The sequence below is a fragment of the Pseudomonas sp. 43NM1 genome (assembly GCF_002836905.1).
In the GTDB taxonomy this organism is placed as follows: domain Bacteria; phylum Pseudomonadota; class Gammaproteobacteria; order Pseudomonadales; family Pseudomonadaceae; genus Aquipseudomonas; species Aquipseudomonas prosekii.
In genome coordinates this window covers 21,424-37,700 of the sequence record NZ_MKGS01000166.1, presented here as the reverse complement: position 1 = coordinate 37,700, position 16,277 = coordinate 21,424, and the positions used below count along the sequence as shown (strand labels likewise).

The following is a 16,277-nucleotide window of genomic DNA, read 5'->3' as shown; positions in this document are numbered from 1 at the left end:
CACAAATACCGAAGCTGTCACATACCCAATTTGCTGAAGCGAGGCCATCTGGCCACGGTTCGGTACCCGAATTTCTTGACGACCATAGAGCCTTGGAACCACCTGATCCCATCCCGAACTCAGTAGTGAAACGATGCATCGCCGATGGTAGTGTGGGGTTTCCCCATGTGAGAGTAGGTCATCGTCAAGATTAAATTCCGAAACCCCTATCTGCGTACGCAGGTAGGGGTTTTGTTTGTCCGGTGGAAAAGTTCCTACAGCATTCTCGGACGCCTTGCGGCTGTCACAGTCCCTCGACAATGCTAAGGTTCGGCCCTAGCTTTTGTATTTACCCAAGGAAGCCTTTATGCCGGACGCAGCGTCCCTCAATGCCGGGTTTATGGTGGTTCAAAGCAACAGTCTTGATGAACTGCGCAGCCTGGTGATCGGCGTAATGCGGCATTACCCGCTGGCTCCCCTGGAAAATGAAATAGCCTTGGTTCAGAGCAACGGCATTGCTCAATGGCTGAAGCTCGCACTCGCCGAAGACCCTGAAGATGACGACATGGGCGGCTGCGGTATCGCCGCGGCAATCGATGTGCAATTGCCGGGCAGTTTCATGTGGCAGCTGTATCGCATGGTCCTTGGCCGAGATGAAATCCCGGTCAAATCTCTGCTCGATAAAGCACCACTGACCTGGCGTCTGATGAGACTGCTGCCGCAGTTAATCGACCAACCGCATTTCGAACCTCTGCAGCGCTTTCTTACCCACGACACCGATCTGCGCAAACGCTATCAGTTGTCTGAACGCCTCGCCGATCTGTTCGACCAATATCAGGTCTACCGAGCCGACTGGCTCGAAGATTGGGCGGAAGGAAAACATCAACTGAGGAATGGCAGAGGCGAAGCGAAGCCGCTGACCCCAGCCAATTGCTGGCAAGCGGAGTTGTGGCGCGCGCTGCTTCTGGATGTCGGCGAGCAAGGCATGGCGCAGAGCCGTGCCGGTGTCCACCAGCGTTTCATTGAGCGCATCAACAGCCTCGATGAAGCGCCTGCCGGTTTACCGTCCCGAGTAATCGTTTTCGGGATTTCTTCACTACCCGCACAAGCACTTGAAGCTCTTGCCGGATTGGCGCGATTCAGTCAGGTCCTGCTCTGCGTGCACAACCCATGTCGTTACCATTGGGCAGACATCGTCGCCGATAAGGACTTGCTGCGGCATCAATACAAACGGCAGTCGCGCAAAAGCGGGATGCCGGTTGTGCTCGATCCGCAAACCCTTCACCAACATGCACATCCCTTATTGGCGGCGTGGGGTAAACAAGGGCGCGACTACATCAGCCTGCTTGACAGCTACGATGACCCGAACAGCTATCGCGCGGCATTTCGAGATGGTCGCATCGACCTGTTCAGCGAAAACAATCCGCAAAACATGCTCAATCAGTTACAGGACGACATCCTCGAACTGCGTCCATTAAACGAAACTCGCGAGCATTGGCCGGCAGTCAATCTGCAAAGCGACCACTCGATTCGCTTCCACATTGCCCACAGCGCACAGCGCGAAGTCGAGATTCTCCACGATCAATTGCTCGAACGCTTTAGTGCCGATCCAGACCTGCGGCCTCGCGACGTCATCGTCATGGTTCCCGATATCGACAGCTACGCGCCGCATATCCGCGCGGTGTTCGGTCAGCTGGAACGTTATGACCCGCGCTTCATTCCATTCACCTTGGCCGACCAGGGCCAGAGGGGCCGCGATCCACTATTGATCGCCGTCGAGCACCTGCTCAAGCTCCCGGACAGCCGCTTCCCGGTCAGCGAGATCCTCGACCTGCTGGATGTGCCCGCGCTCCGGGCCCGATTCGGCGTGGAAGAGCGTGACTTGCCGACGCTGCATCGTTGGATCGAAGGCGCCGGCATCCGCTGGGGTATGAATGCCGAACAGCGGGCCGGCCTCGGTCTGCCGCCAGAACTGGAGCAGAACAGTTGGCGTTTCGGCCTGCGCCGCATGCTGCTGGGTTACGCCGTCGGCAGCGCCAGTGCCTGCGAAGGCATCGAGCCTTACGACGAAATTGGCGGCCTCGATGCCGCACTGATCGGTCCTTTGGTCGCCCTGCTCGATGCGCTGGAAATCGCGCATCAGGAGCTCACCCAACCGGCGCCGCCGAAAGAGTGGGGCGTGCGACTGCAAGGCTTGGTGCAGTTGTTTTTCAAGGCCAGCAACGAACACGACGATTACCTGCTGGCTCAACTCGAAGAGCTGCGCGAAACCTGGCTGGATACCTGCGAGTCGGTAGGGTTGCAGGATGAACTACCGCTGACCGTAGTGCGCGAAGCCTGGCTGGCAGGTCTCGACCAAGGGCGCTTGTCTCAGCGCTTTCTCGCCGGCGCGGTGAATTTCTGCACTTTGATGCCGATGCGCGCGATCCCTTTCAAACTGGTGTGCCTGCTCGGAATGAATGACGGCGATTACCCACGCGCGCAGCCGCCGCTGGACTTCGACTTGATGGGCAGCGATTACCGTCCCGGCGATCGGTCGCGGCGTGAAGACGATCGCTACCTGCTGCTGGAAGCGCTGTTGTCCGCGCGAAATCAACTGTATATCTCCTGGGTCGGCCGGAGCATTCGCGATAACAGCGAACGCCCAGCCTCGGTGTTGATCGGCCAACTGCGTGATCACCTGGCCAGCGGTTGGCGGCTGAATGACGAGGATGAATCGTTGCTTGAGGCAATGACCCAAGAGCATCCCCTGCAACCGTTCAGTGCCCGCTACTTCCACGAAGGCGATGCGCTGTTCAGTTATGCCAGCGAGTGGCAAGTGCTTCACCAGTCGAAAAAACCTGCAACCGACGCCGAGGTCCTTGAACCTTATGTTCAGGACGAACCGCTGAGCCTCGGACAGTTACAGGATTTCCTCCGCAACCCTGTCAGACATTTCTTCAGCCAACGCCTGAAAGTATTCTTCCAAGCCGCCGAAATGCCGCTGGCCGACGAAGAACCGTTTGTCCTCGACGCACTGCAGCGCTATAGCCTCAGCGACAGTTTGCTCGAAGCCGCACTGGGCCAACTGGAGAACGCCGATCAAGCGCTGGAGGCTCATGCGCTGCGTCTGCAAAACAGCGGGCTGCTGCCAATGGCCGGTTTTGGCGAATGGCTGCAACGAGAGTTGATCGAGCCGCTCCCAGACCTGCTGCAACGCTACCAGCAACTTCTGACGTTATGGCCAACGCCGCTCACCAGTGCCTTGCCGGTGAGTCTGGAATTGCACGGCTTGCGCCTCGAAGGCTGGCTCAGTGGGCTGCATCAACGCGCCGACGGTGGTCTACTCTCGGTTACCACCATTCCCAACAGCATCGGCTCGATCAAGACGCGCAAATGGCATCGACTGACTCGTCCGTGGGTCAATCATCTGGTTGCCTGCGCCAGTGGTTTGTCGATGACCACCGCGCTGGTCGCCAGTGACGACAGCCTTTTGCTCGAACCCTTGGAGAAGAGCGCCGCATTGCAAGCGCTCGGCAATCTGCTGCTCGCCTGGCAAACCGGTATGCGCCAGCCACTGCCGATCGCCGTAAAAACCGCGTTTGCCTGGCTCGGTCAAACCGACCCGGTCAAAGCCGAGGCCGCCGCGCGCAAAGCTTATGAAGGGGACGGCCAGACCACCGATGGCGAGCGCCGCGAAAGTCCGGCACTTGCGCGGCAGTTTGCCGATTACGACAGTCTGATCGCCGACGAGACATTCGCCGGTTGGTGCGACTCTTTATACCGGCCATTGCTTGAAGCACCTTGGCGATCACTGACCAGCGAAGGTGCGCGCTCATGAACACGAACAAACCATTAGCGCTGGCCTTCCCGCTGCGTGGCAGCCAACTGATCGAGGCCAGTGCCGGGACCGGCAAGACCTTCACCATCTCCGCGCTGTATCTGCGCCTGGTCCTTGGCCATGGCGGCGAATCCAGCGGGTTTGGACGTGAACTGCTGCCGCCGCAAATCCTCGTCGTGACGTTCACCGATGCGGCCACCAAAGAGTTGCGCGAACGCATTCGAACCCGCCTTGCGGAGGCTGCCCGCTACTTCCGCGACGAGACGCCAGCTCCCGATAGCCTGATTGCCGAGTTGCGCGAAGAGTTTTCTCCCGAGCAATGGTCCGGTTGCGCCAATCGCCTCGACATCGCGGCGCAATGGATGGATGAAGCGGCGGTCTCGACCATCCACAGTTGGTGTCAGCGCATGTTGCGCGAACATGCGTTCGACAGCGGCAGTCTGTTTACCCAGACCCTGGAAACCGATCACAGCGATTTGCTCGGTGAAGTGCTGCGCGATTATTGGCGGCTGTTTTGCTACCCGATGCAGGACGATGCGCTAAGTTGGGTTCGCACCAATTGGGGCGGCCCTGCCGCATTGCTGCCGCGCGTGCGAGGTCTGTTTGCCAGCGAGCGCGAGAGTATTCAGGGCAAAGAACCTGCCGAGTTGATCGCCGAAAGTTTGCTCGAACGACGCACCGCGCTGGTCGACCTGAAGATGCCTTGGCAACAATGGGCAGACGAATTGCTCGCAATCTGCCAGCAGGGCGTGGCGAGTAAAACCGTCGACGGACGGAAGATGCAGGCGCGCTACTTCGAACCGTGGTTCGAGAAAATCAAAGCCTGGGCGGCGGACGAAGCCCTCGAGCAACTGGACATCGGTACTGGCTTCACGCGCCTGACGCCCGATGGCATGGCAGAAGCCTGGAAGGGTGAAGTGCCTCGTCATCCGGGCCTGGACGCGATGCCCGGCCTGAAGCTCAGTCTCGACGGATTGCCGACGCCCGACGCGGCGGTTCTGCAGCACGCCGCGCAGTGGGTCGGTGCTCGATTCGAAGAGGAAAAACGTCGTCGTGCAGAGATGGGCTTTGACGACATGTTATTGCGCCTCGATGCAGCACTGCAGGCCGACGGCGGCGAGCGCCTGGCCAGCCTGATTCGTGAACAGTTCCCGGTGGCGTTGATCGACGAATTCCAGGACACCGACCCGGTGCAGTACCGCATCTTCGAGAGCATCTATCGCATCGAAGAGAATAATCCCGAGTGCGGACTGTTCCTGATCGGCGACCCGAAACAGGCGATCTATGCCTTTCGCGGCGCCGACATTTATACCTACCTGCGCGCCCGCCAGGCCACCACCGGACGCTTGCATACACTGGGCACCAACTTCCGCTCCAGCCACGGCATGGTCAACGCGGTGAACCACGTTTTCGAGCGCGCCGAATTGCGAGAAACCGGACGCGGTGCGTTTCTCTTTCGCGAGGACAGTGGCGAAAATCCGGTGCCGTTCCTGCCGGTGCAATCCCAGGGTCGCAAGGAAGTTCTGCACGTCGATGGGCAAAGCGTGGCGGCGCTGAACATCTGGCATCTGGTCGCCGAACAACCGCTGTCCGGTGTGGTTTATCGACAACAACTGGCCGCCGCGTGTGCCAGCGAAATCACCGCGCTGCTCAATGGCGGACAACAGGGGCTGGCGGGATTCACCCAGGACGGTAAAGCGTTCCGCGGACTGTTGCCGGCCGATATCGCGATTCTGGTCCGCGACGGCAAAGAGGCCCAAGCCGTGCGCGGTGAACTGTCTGCTCGTGGTGTGCGCAGTGTTTACCTGTCGGACAAGGATTCGGTGTTCGCCGCTCAGGAGGCGCATGACCTGCTGACCTGGCTCAAGGCCTGCGCTGAACCCGATGCCGAACGCCCGTTGCGCGCCGCGCTCGCCAGCATCACCCTGAACCTCTCGTTGGCAGAACTCGAGCAGTTGAATCAGGACGAATTGGCCTGGGAAGCGCGGGTCATGCAGTTCCGCCGTTATCGCGAGATCTGGCGCAAGCAAGGCGTGCTACCGATGCTCCGGCGCTTGCTGCACGACTTCCAGTTGCCCCAGGCATTGATCACCCGCAGCGACGGCGAACGGGTATTGACCAACCTTTTGCACCTCTCCGAACTGCTGCAACAAGCAGCCGCCGAACTGGATGGCGAACAAGCGCTGATTCGACATCTGTCCGAGCACCTGGCGTTGTCGGGGCAGGCTGGAGAAGAACAGATCCTGCGTCTGGAAAGTGATGAACAACTGGTCAAGGTTGTCACCATCCACAAATCCAAGGGCCTCGAGTATCCGTTGGTGTTCCTGCCGTTCATCTGCTCGGCGAAACCGGTGGACGGCAGTCGTCTGCCATTGCATTACCACGACGCGGCGGGCAAGGCGCAAGTAACGCTGAAACCGACTGCCGAGTTGATCGCCTTGGCCGATGACGAGCGTCTGGCCGAAGATTTACGCCTGCTCTACGTCGCGCTGACCCGCGCGCAGCATGCGTGCTGGCTGGGTGTCACCGATCTCAAACGTGGCAATAACAACAGCTCGGTGCTGCACCTGTCAGCATTGGGTTACCTGCTGGGCGGCGGCGCGGCACTGGCCGAATCCGCCGGTCTGACCCGTTGGCTCGAAGACTTGCAGCAAGACTGCCCCGCGCTCAGCTACAGCGAAATGCCCGAGGCAACGTCCGAGCTCTACCATCCGCCGCGCAATGAAGCGACCTTGCTCGCGCCGTTGATCCCCAAGCGCAAGGCCAGTGAAAACTGGTGGATTGCTTCTTACAGTGCCTTGCGCATTGGCGACAGCATGAGCGTGGGCAGCGACGAAGCGCCGGAGAATCCGCAGGCGCAAAAGCTCTTCGACGATGAACGTCTGGATCCCGAAGCGCCACGCGAAGTGGCGACCGGCGGCGCGGACATTCACCGCTTTCCGCGTGGTCCAAACCCTGGCACATTCCTCCACGGTTTGCTCGAATGGGCCGGCGATGAAGGTTTTAATGCTTCACCGAAAGCCGTGGAAGACGCGGTGGGCCGTCGCTGCAACCGACGCGGCTGGGAAGGCTGGATCGTCACGTTGAGCGACTGGCTGCAACACCTGCTGCGCTCGCCGCTGCACATTGGTGGCGGGCAGCCACCGGTGGTGTTCGAGCAACTGAGCCAATATCGCGTCGAAATGGAGTTCTGGTTCGCCAGCCACACGGTCGACGTGCTCAAACTTGATGAACTGGTGCGCCAACACACCCACAACGGCGTGGCGCGCGTGGCCGCCGAACCGGTGCTGCTCAATGGCATGTTCAAGGGTTTCATCGACCTGACGTTCGAGCATGCAGGCCGTTATTACGTCGCCGACTACAAATCCAACTGGCTCGGCGTCGACGATGCGGCGTACACCGAGCAGGCCATGGAACAGTCGATTCTCGACAACCGCTACGACCTGCAATACGTGTTGTACCTGTTGGCACTGCATCGCCAGCTCAAGGCGCGGCTGCCTGACTACGATTACGACCGACACATCGGTGGCGCCTTGTACCTGTTCCTGCGCGGGACTCGCGCGGCCAGCCAAGGCGTTTATTTCGCCCGGCCGCCGCGGGAATTGATCGAACGACTGGACCGGCTGTTCCAGGGCAAGGCCGAACCCAAGGCTGAGCCCGCCTGGGAACAGGGAGAACTGCTATGAGCCGCACCTTCGCCGATCTGCTGCCGACGCCGCTCGCGGCCGAAAGCCTGGCCGACCTGGCGCCGCTGAGCCGTGCCGAGGATCTTCTGCTGCTGCTGACACGCTGGGTCGAACGCGGCTGGCTGCGAGCGCTGGACAAAGCGTTTGTCGCGTTTCTCCACGAACTCGCGCCCGATGACGATCCGCTGGTGTTGCTCGCCGCTGCGTTGACCAGTCACCAGCTCGGTCACGGCCATGTTTGCCTGGACCTGTTCGAAACCCTGAAAGCACCGGACTTTGCCCTGTCGCTGCCGCCCGAAGGTGATGTGCAAAGTGGAGCGATGTTGCTGCCGTCGCAATTGCTCGAAGCGCTGGACGGCGCCCACTGGTGCAAGGCGCTGGCGGCCAGCAGTCTGGTGGCGTTGGCGGTAGATGGCAGTGAAGCGGCGCGCCAGCGACCCTTGGTGCTGTCGGGCAAGCGCCTGTATTTGCGTCGTTACTGGACCTACGAACGGCGCATCGACAATGCCCTGCGCCAACGCTTGGCCGAACACGAAGCGACGCCTGCGGATCTGCTGCAACGCTTGACCGGCCTGTTCGGTCCAGCCAAACCCGGCGAGGTGATCGATTGGCAAAAACTCGCGTGTGCTCTCGCTACCCGCAGCGCGTTCAGTATCGTCACCGGCGGCCCGGGGACCGGCAAGACCACCACCGTCGTGCGCTTGTTGGCGCTGCTTCAAGCGCCGGCCGTGGAAGCCGGCAAACCATTGCGTATTCGTCTGGCTGCGCCTACCGGCAAGGCTGCTGCGCGGCTCACCGAGTCCATCAGCCAGCAAGTGCAATCGCTGACAGTCGCCGAGGCCGTGCGCGAGAAGATTCCCTCCGAAGTCACCACCGTGCACCGTTTGCTTGGCAGTCGTCCCGGTACTCGGCATTTCCGTCATCACGCCGGTAACCGTTTGCCATTGGATGTGCTGGTGGTCGATGAAGCCTCGATGATCGATTTGGAGATGATGGCCAATCTGCTCGATGCCTTGCCGGCGCATGCACGGCTGGTACTGCTCGGTGACAAGGATCAGCTGGCTTCGGTGGAAGCGGGCGCCGTGCTTGGGGATCTGTGCCGCGATGCCGAGGGCGGTTGGTACAGTCCGCAGACTCGCCAATGGCTGCAAGCCGTCAGCGGTGAAAGCCTTGAGGCCAGCGGGCTGCACGAAGATACCGACGGCACGCACCCGTTGGCCCAACAAGTGGTGATGTTGCGCCACTCACGCCGGTTCGGCGAAGGCAGCGGCATTGGCCAATTGGCGCGATGGGTCAATCAGCAGCAGCCTGATGAGGCGCGCAAGCTGTTGGCCGAGCGCAACTTCAAAGACGTGTTCTCCCTGCCGCTCAAGGGTGAGCAGGACAAAGCGCTGGAGCGCTTGCTGCTCGACGGCCACAACGACGGGCCACACGGTTATCGCCATTACCTGAGCCTGCTGCGCGATCAGCGGCCCGCGCCGGGCAGCAGCCTCGATGATCCACGCTGGACCGAATGGGCGCGGCAAGTGCTGAACGCTTTCGACACCTTCCAGTTGCTCTGCGCCGTGCGCAAAGGGCCGTGGGGCGTGGAAGGCCTGAATCAGCGCATCACCGAAGCCTTGCTCAAGGCGCGTTTGATCGACGGTGATCAGCAGTGGTACGAAGGTCGGCCGGTGCTGATGACGCGCAACGATTACGGTCTGGGGTTGATGAACGGCGACATTGGCATCGCGCTGAAATTGCCGGAGCGCGATGGCCCCGAGGCCGGCAAGCCGGTTTTGCGTGTCGCGTTCCCGCGCAACGACGGACAGGGTGGCGTGCGGTTTGTCCTGCCGAGCCGGCTCAACGATGTCGAAACGGTGTACGCGATGACCGTGCACAAATCCCAGGGTTCGGAGTTTGCGCACACGGCGCTGATCCTGCCGGACGCTCTCAATCCGGTGCTGACCAAAGAATTGATTTACACCGGCATCACCCGCGCCAAGGACTGGTTCACCCTGATCGAGCCGCGCGCGGGTGTGTTCGAAGAGGCGGTGCAACGCAAAGTGAAGCGCCTCAGCGGGTTGATGCTGGAGTTGGACGAGGGCATTGAGTCTAGCGCTTGAACTGCCAATCGGTTGACGACATAAAACTGGCTGCAAGTCCCGTGTTTAGCGGCCTCGCGGGGTGTTCGGTGCTGTGCTATCGTTGCGGCATCATTGCGTTTAATCGAAGAGAATCCCTGCATGAAGTTGGCTGTCCGGGTGACAGAGAGCGTTACCGGCTGCAAGCAACTATTGCTTGTCGTCGTGCTCTGTCTGCTGACCGGTATCACATTCGCTCAACCTGAAACCGCCGTCAGCATGGCCGACCAACGGGCCAAAGCGGTGACCCAGGTTGTGCTCGGGATTCTCAGTTACGCGCGTTGGCCGGTCGAGCCTGCGCAACTGCGCCTGTGCGTGGTCGGCCCGACTCAATACACCGACGATCTGGTCAAGGGCTCGACCCAGGCCAGCGGACGTCCCGTCACCGTGCAACGCTTGCTTGCCGATAATCCGGCGATTGCCAGCGATTGCGATGCCGTGTACATCGGCAAACTGACCGCCGATGAGCGCGGCCGTTTGTTTGCCTCGTTGATCGGGCAACCGATATTGAGCATCAGCGAAGGCAGCGACCCGTGCACCGTTGGCAGTCTGTTTTGCCTGCGGGTCAGCGATGATCAAGTGTCCTTCGAGGTCAACCTCGATTCCGTCGCGCGCAGTGGCGTGCGCATTCACCCGAGCGTGCTGCAACTGTCGCGCCGCAAGCCGGCGGCACCATGAGCCTATTCAAATCGAGTCATCGCCCCACGTTGCGTTCGGTCATTGGCCGCGGCCATTTGATTGTTGCGCTGGTCGGCGTGGCCATGGCCAGCGTATCGCTGACGTTCCTCGGCGTGTTGGCCCTGCGGGTCTACGCCGACCATAACCTGCACCTGATCGCGCGCTCGATCAATTACACGGTCGAAGCGGCGGTGGTGTTCAACGACAAGGCGGCTGCCACCGAAGCGCTGGCGTTGATCGCCTCTACCGAAGAAGTCGCCGACGCGCAGGTGCTCGACGAGCAAGGCGTGCTGCTCGCCCGTTGGCAGCGCCCGGAGACCGGATTTCTCTCTGATCTCGAAATGCAGATCGCCAAAGCATTTCTGGAAAAACCGATCAGCATGCCGATCGTCCATCAGGGCCAGGAAATCGGCAGCATCGAGCTCACCGGTCACGGCGGCAGCCTCCTGCGCTTCTTGCTCAGTGGGTTGGTGGGAATCATTTTGTGCACGGCCGTCAGTGCCTGGGTCGCGTTGTATCTGGCGCGTCGACAATTGCGCGGCATCACCGGCCCGTTGCGCAGCCTCGCCGCGGTGGCGCACGCCGCACGCAGCGAACGCGCCTTCGACCGACGCGTACCGCCCGCCGCCATCGCCGAGTTGGACAACCTCGGCAATGACTTCAATGCCTTGCTTGATGAGCTCGAATCCTGGCAAACCCATTTGCAAAGCGAGAACGAAACCCTCGCCCATCAGGCCAGCCATGACAGCCTCACCGGGTTGCCCAATCGGGCATATTTCGAAGGTCGGTTGATTCGTGCGTTGCGCAATGCCAACAAACTCAACGAGCGCGTGGCGGTGTTGTTCCTCGACAGCGACCGCTTCAAGGAAATCAACGACAGCTTCGGCCACGCGGCGGGCGACGCGGTGCTGGTCGCGGTGGCCACTCGGGTTCGGGCGCAGTTACGCGAAGAAGACCTGGTGGCGCGCCTCGGTGGCGACGAATTCGCCGTGCTGCTGACACCGCTGCACAAGAACGAAGACGCCGAGCGCATTGCCGACAAAATCCTCGCCAGCATGGAAGTGCCGATCACCTTGCCCGGCAGCACCACGGTGTTGACCTCCCTCAGTATCGGCGTTGCGGTCTACCCCGATCATGGCGCCACGCCGGGGGCGCTGCTCAATGCCGCCGACGCCGCGATGTACCAAGCCAAGCGCCTGTCCCGAGGCGCCCAACAAACGGCCGGGTCGGAGCACCCAGCCCACGTTCAAACCAGGAGCTAATTTCCGTGTTCTCGATTCCCCAGCGTTCCCTGCGATTTTTCGCCGTCACCCTGTTCATGGCGTTATTGGCGTTGACCGGCTGCCAGACCGTCCCGCAACAAGGCCTGACCCCGGCGCAGATTGCCGTGCTTAAACAACAAGGTTTCGAGCTGACTGATGAAGGTTGGGCGTTTGGCCTGTCCGGCAAAGTCCTGTTCGGCAGCGACGTCGAAACCCTCAATGCGCAAAGCACCGAAATCGTCCAGGGCATCGGTAAAGCGCTGCAAGGCGCCGGCATCGAGCGGGTGCGGGTCGACGGGCACACCGATGGTTCGGGTAAAGAAACCTACAACCAGCAACTGTCCCTGCGCCGCGCGAAAAGCGTGGGCAATGTGCTGACCTCAGTCGGAATGAAACAACAGAACATCAAGTTGCAAGGCCTCGGCAGCACTGAACCGGTAGCGTCGAACGACACACCGGCTGGCCGCACCGAGAATCGCCGGGTGGCGATTGTGGTGATTGCCGATTAATCGGCAAACAGCATTTCCCGACTTTCCCCCATCAACAAACTCCGATTCTGCTCAGTCACCTCGCGGATGTAATCCCACAACAGGGTGATCCGCTTGAGCTTGCGCAGATCCTCGCGGCAGTACATCCAGAACTGCCGCGTGATGTTGATTTCCGCCGGTAACACCGGCAGCAGCCGGGAGTCCTGCGCCGCCAGAAAGCACGGCAGGATCGCCAGCGACCGCCCTTGCTGCGCCGCGACGAATTGCGCGATCACGCTGGTGCTGCGCAAGTTGGCGCTGGCGCCGGGCAGCACGTTGGCCAGGTACAGCAGCTCCGAGCTGAACGCCAAGTCATCGACATAACTGATGAAAGAATGTTTTGCCAGGTCAGCCGGGCGGCGGATGGGTGGGTGTTTGTCCAAATAATCCTGGGTCGCGTAGAGCTGCAATTTGTAGTCGCAGAGTTTGCAGCAGACGTACGGCCCATGCTCCGGACGTTCGAGGGCGATGACGATATCGGCCTCGCGTTTGGACAGGCTGATGAAGTGCGGCAGCGGCAGGATATCGACCGAGATCGCCGGGTAGGCATCGACGAAATGGCTGAGCTGCGGGGTGATGAAAAAACTCCCGAAACCTTCGGTGCAGCCCATCCGCACATGCCCGGACAGCGCCACGCCGGAGCCGGAAACCTGCTCGCACGCCATGTGCAAAGTGCTTTCAATCGACTCGGCGTAACCGAGCAAACGCTGGCCCTCGGCGGTCAGCACGAAGCCGCTGGTGCGCGACTTCTCGAACAGCAAAGTGCCCAGCGCGGTTTCCAGCGAACTGATGCGCCGCGAGACGGTGGTGTAGTCCACCGCGAGGCGCTTGGCCGCGGTGCTGGCCTTGCGAGTGCGGGCGACTTCGAGGAAAAACTTGAGGTCGTCCCAGTTCAGCGAACCTAAAGACGTGATGTTTTTTTGCATGATGGACCGGCTTTTATGTGCGTTCTTATTAGAAGTTTGCACATCTATACTCCAAAAACCGTCCGACAACCAATTCGCGACACACGCCTCATCTCAAGGCGACTTACACGCCTTGGCTCCCTGCATAGCTTTCCAGATAAGAATAAGTCCAGGAGACCAGCATGAACGCATCGCTCACGCCAAACGAAACCACGGTCCAGAACGTCAAGCTGTTGATCGACGGCGAGTGGGTTGAATCGCAGACCACCGAATGGCAGGACATCGTCAACCCGGCGACTCAGCAAGTACTGGCCAAAGTGCCGTTTGCCACTGCGCAGGAAGTAGACGCCGCGATCAGCGCCGCCCATCGTGCCTTTCAGACCTGGAAGCTGACGCCGATCGGCGCGCGGATGCGCATCATGCTCAAGCTCCAGGCATTGATTCGTGAACACTCCAAACGCATCGCCGTGGTCCTCAGCGCCGAGCAGGGCAAAACCATTGCCGACGCTGAAGGCGATATTTTCCGTGGTCTCGAAGTGGTCGAGCACGCCTGCTCCATCGGCACTTTGCAAATGGGCGAGTTCGCCGAAAACGTCGCGAGCGGCGTCGACACTTACACGCTGCGCCAGCCGATCGGCGTGTGCGCCGGCATCACCCCGTTCAACTTCCCGGCGATGATTCCGCTGTGGATGTTCCCGATGGCCATCGCTTGCGGCAACACTTTCGTGCTCAAGCCGTCCGAACAGGATCCGCTGTCGACCCTGCTGCTGGTGGAACTGGCGATTGAGGCCGGCGTTCCGGCCGGCGTGCTCAATGTGGTGCACGGTGGCAAAGACGTGGTCGATGCGCTGTGCACGCACAAAGACATCAAAGCGGTTTCCTTCGTTGGTTCGACCGCTGTCGGCACGCACGTCTACGACTTGGCCGGAAAACACGGCAAACGCGTGCAATCGATGATGGGCGCGAAAAACCACGCCGTGGTCCTGCCGGACGCCAATCGCGAACAAACCTTGAATGCCTTGGTAGGCGCCGGTTTCGGCGCCGCCGGTCAGCGTTGCATGGCCACTTCGGTGGTGGTTTTGGTGGGTGCGGCCAAGCAATGGCTGCCGGATCTGAAGGCGCTGGCGCAGAAACTCAAAGTCAATGCTGGTAGCGAGGCGGGCACCGATGTCGGCCCGGTCATTTCGAAGCGGGCGAAAGCGCGGATTCTGGAGCTGATCGAAAGCGGCATCAAGGAAGGCGCCAAGCTTGAACTCGACGGTCGCGAGATCAGTGTTGCGGGTTTTGAGCAGGGCAACTTTGTCGGCCCGACGCTGTTCTCCGGCGTGACCACCGAGATGCAAATCTACACCCAGGAAATCTTCGGCCCGGTGCTGGTGGTGCTGGAAGTCGACACGCTTGATCAGGCGATTGCGCTGGTCAACGCCAACCCGTTCGGCAACGGCACTGGCCTGTTCACCCAGAGCGGTGCAGCGGCGCGCAAATTCCAGAATGAAATCGACGTCGGCCAGGTCGGCATCAACATCCCGATTCCGGTGCCAGTGCCGTTCTTCAGTTTCACCGGTTCGCGCGGTTCGAAACTCGGCGACCTCGGCCCGTATGGCAAGCAAGTGGTGCAGTTCTACACTCAGACCAAGACGGTCACCAGTCGCTGGTTCGATGACGACAGCGTCAACGACGGTGTGAACACCACCATTAACTTGCGTTAAGGAGCCGGACATGAAAATCGCATTTATCGGCCTCGGCAACATGGGCGCGCCGATGGCGCGCAACCTGATCAAGGCTGGCCACTCGCTGAACCTGGTCGACCTGAACAAAACCGTGCTCGCCGAACTCGAGCAACTGGGCGGCACCATCAGCGCTTCGGCTCGCGAAGCGGCGCAAAACGCTGAATTGGTGATCACCATGCTGCCGGCCGCCGTGCATGTGCGCAGCGTCTGGCTCGGTGAGGACGGCGTGCTCGCCGGTATCGGCAAAGGCGTGCCGGCGGTGGATTGCAGCACCATCGATCCGCAGACTGCGCGTGATGTCGCCGCGGCCGCCGCCAAACAAGGCGTGGCCATGGCGGATGCGCCGGTGTCCGGCGGCACCGGTGGCGCGACGGCGGGGACCCTGACCTTTATGGTCGGCGCCACCCCAGAGCTGTTCGCAACGCTGCAACCGGTGTTGGCACAAATGGGCCGCAACATCGTCCATTGCGGCGAAGTCGGCACCGGGCAAATCGCCAAGATCTGCAACAATTTGCTGCTGGCGATTTCGATGGTCGGCGTCAGTGAAGCGATGGCGCTGGGTGATGCATTGGGCATCGACACTGGCGTGCTGGCCGGGATCATCAACAGTTCGACCGGGCGTTGCTGGAGTTCGGAGATGTACAACCCGTGGCCGGGCATCGTCGAAACAGCGCCGGCCTCGCGCGGTTATACCGGCGGATTTGGTGCCGAACTGATGCTCAAAGATCTGGGGTTGGCGACCGAAGCGGCGCGTCAGGCGCACCAGCCGGTGGTACTCGGTGCGGTGGCGCAGCAGTTGTATCAGGCGATGAGCCAACGCGGGGAGGGTGGCAAAGACTTCTCGGCGATCATCAACAGCTACCGTAAACCGTAGTAACACCGCAAAAACTGTAGGAGTGAGCCTTTGTGGCGAGGGGGCTTGCCCCCGTTGGAGTGCGAAGCACTCCCCTGCATTTCCAGCAGTGACTGCGCGTTGGCAGACTTCACCACGGCTTCGCCGCCATACGGGGGCAAGCCCCCTCGCCACAACAGCCCTGCATCTGGACTTTAGCGACATTTACCGGGAATCACGTCGGGTGATTCCCGGTTTTTTGCATCAGGCAAACACGAAATACTTGCGCACGGTTTCGACCACTTCCCACGTGCCTTTCATCCCCGGCTCAACCACGAAAATATCCCCGGCGCGCAGGTGGATTGGCTCTTTGCCTTCCGGGGTGATGATGCAATAACCCTCGCGGAAATCGCAGTATTCCCACTTCACGTATTCGACGTACCACTTGCCCGGTGTGCAGATCCAGGTGCCCATGATCTTGCTGCCGTCTTCGCTGGTGTAGGCGTTGAGGTTGACGGTGTGCGGGTCGCCTTCGAGTTTTTCCCATTTGCAGGCGTCGAGGACAGGCAGCGGATGGGTGTCGCGAAGGACGGTGATGGGTGCGCTCATGTGGACTCCGGGGCAGTGGGCTGGGTAACTGAAGTCGCACGGTATAGCGCGCCGCAGTTGCGCAATTGTCTGTGCTCGACATTCAGATACCCAGCAGCGCTGTTGCGGCTTGCTCCGGCCGCACTC

General features: G+C 60.8%; 10 protein-coding genes and 1 rRNA gene. 9 read left to right on the top strand and 2 right to left on the bottom strand.

Going from position 1 to position 16,277, the window contains the following annotated elements:
- Positions 1–74: 74 nt before the first annotated feature.
- From rrf to BI292_RS20680, 7 genes are all read left to right on the top strand, one after another.
- Positions 75–190, top strand: a 5S ribosomal RNA gene (rrf, locus tag BI292_RS20710).
- A 156-nt stretch (positions 191–346) separates the two neighbouring features.
- The gene (gene recC, locus BI292_RS20705) at positions 347–3,799 is read left to right on the top strand and encodes an exodeoxyribonuclease V subunit gamma (protein ID WP_101208986.1); all 3,453 of its coding nucleotides are present in this window, start codon (positions 347–349) and stop codon (positions 3,797–3,799) included.
- A complete protein-coding gene (recB, locus tag BI292_RS20700; protein ID WP_101208985.1) occupies positions 3,796–7,485 on the top strand; it encodes an exodeoxyribonuclease V subunit beta in 3,690 nt (1,229 codons plus the stop codon). The genes recC and recB overlap by 4 nt, the downstream gene beginning before the upstream one ends.
- The gene (gene recD, locus BI292_RS20695; protein ID WP_101208984.1) at positions 7,482–9,590 is read left to right on the top strand and encodes an exodeoxyribonuclease V subunit alpha; all 2,109 of its coding nucleotides are present in this window, start codon (positions 7,482–7,484) and stop codon (positions 9,588–9,590) included. The genes recB and recD overlap by 4 nt, the downstream gene beginning before the upstream one ends.
- A 120-nt stretch (positions 9,591–9,710) precedes the next feature.
- Positions 9,711–10,286 carry a YfiR family protein gene (locus tag BI292_RS20690; protein WP_101208983.1) on the top strand — a complete coding sequence of 192 codons (576 nt, stop codon included), beginning with the start codon at positions 9,711–9,713 and terminating at the stop codon, positions 10,284–10,286.
- Entirely contained in the window at positions 10,283–11,548 is a 1,266-nt protein-coding gene (locus BI292_RS20685; protein WP_101208982.1) for a diguanylate cyclase domain-containing protein, read from the top strand. The genes BI292_RS20690 and BI292_RS20685 overlap by 4 nt, the downstream gene beginning before the upstream one ends.
- A gap of 56 nt (positions 11,549–11,604) precedes the next feature.
- On the top strand, positions 11,605–12,057 hold the full coding sequence (locus BI292_RS20680; protein WP_092281539.1) for an OmpA family protein: 453 nt from the start codon (positions 11,605–11,607) through the stop codon (positions 12,055–12,057).
- On the opposite strand, the gene BI292_RS20675 is transcribed toward BI292_RS20680, so the two are convergent.
- Entirely contained in the window at positions 12,054–13,001 is a 948-nt protein-coding gene (locus BI292_RS20675) for a LysR family transcriptional regulator (RefSeq protein ID WP_092273690.1), read from the bottom strand. The genes BI292_RS20680 and BI292_RS20675 overlap by 4 nt on opposite strands.
- Before the next feature lie 161 nt (positions 13,002–13,162).
- Between BI292_RS20675 and BI292_RS20670 the strand changes: the two genes are divergently transcribed.
- Both BI292_RS20670 and mmsB read left to right on the top strand, forming a co-directional pair.
- Complete coding sequence (locus BI292_RS20670) at positions 13,163–14,689, top strand: CoA-acylating methylmalonate-semialdehyde dehydrogenase (protein WP_092273687.1); 1,527 nt, start codon at positions 13,163–13,165, stop codon at positions 14,687–14,689.
- Between the two features lie 10 nt (positions 14,690–14,699).
- Positions 14,700–15,584: a 3-hydroxyisobutyrate dehydrogenase gene (mmsB, locus tag BI292_RS20665; RefSeq protein ID WP_101208981.1), complete on the top strand. Its 885-nt coding sequence runs from the start codon at positions 14,700–14,702 to the stop codon at positions 15,582–15,584.
- Between the two features lie 222 nt (positions 15,585–15,806).
- Here mmsB and BI292_RS20660 read toward each other — a convergent pair whose 3' ends face one another.
- Positions 15,807–16,151, bottom strand: a complete 345-nt coding sequence (locus tag BI292_RS20660) for a cupin domain-containing protein (protein ID WP_016783536.1) — start codon at positions 16,149–16,151, stop codon at positions 15,807–15,809.
- Positions 16,152–16,277 lie beyond the last annotated feature (126 nt).

What these genes read in the sequence shown, in the direction of transcription:
- recC (WP_101208986.1), top strand. Translation starts at nt 347, where the DNA reads ATGCCGGACGCAGCGTCCCTCAATGCCGGGTTTATGGTGGTTCAAAGC.
- recB (WP_101208985.1), top strand. Translation starts at nt 3,796, where the DNA reads ATGAACACGAACAAACCATTAGCGCTGGCCTTCCCGCTGCGTGGCAGC.
- recD (WP_101208984.1), top strand. Translation starts at nt 7,482, where the DNA reads ATGAGCCGCACCTTCGCCGATCTGCTGCCGACGCCGCTCGCGGCCGAA.
- BI292_RS20690 (WP_101208983.1), top strand. Translation starts at nt 9,711, where the DNA reads ATGAAGTTGGCTGTCCGGGTGACAGAGAGCGTTACCGGCTGCAAGCAA.
- BI292_RS20685 (WP_101208982.1), top strand. Translation starts at nt 10,283, where the DNA reads ATGAGCCTATTCAAATCGAGTCATCGCCCCACGTTGCGTTCGGTCATT.
- BI292_RS20680 (WP_092281539.1), top strand. Translation starts at nt 11,605, where the DNA reads ATGGCGTTATTGGCGTTGACCGGCTGCCAGACCGTCCCGCAACAAGGC.
- BI292_RS20675 (WP_092273690.1), bottom strand. Translation starts at nt 13,001, where the DNA reads ATGCAAAAAAACATCACGTCTTTAGGTTCGCTGAACTGGGACGACCTC.
- BI292_RS20670 (WP_092273687.1), top strand. Translation starts at nt 13,163, where the DNA reads ATGAACGCATCGCTCACGCCAAACGAAACCACGGTCCAGAACGTCAAG.
- mmsB (WP_101208981.1), top strand. Translation starts at nt 14,700, where the DNA reads ATGAAAATCGCATTTATCGGCCTCGGCAACATGGGCGCGCCGATGGCG.
- BI292_RS20660 (WP_016783536.1), bottom strand. Translation starts at nt 16,151, where the DNA reads ATGAGCGCACCCATCACCGTCCTTCGCGACACCCATCCGCTGCCTGTC.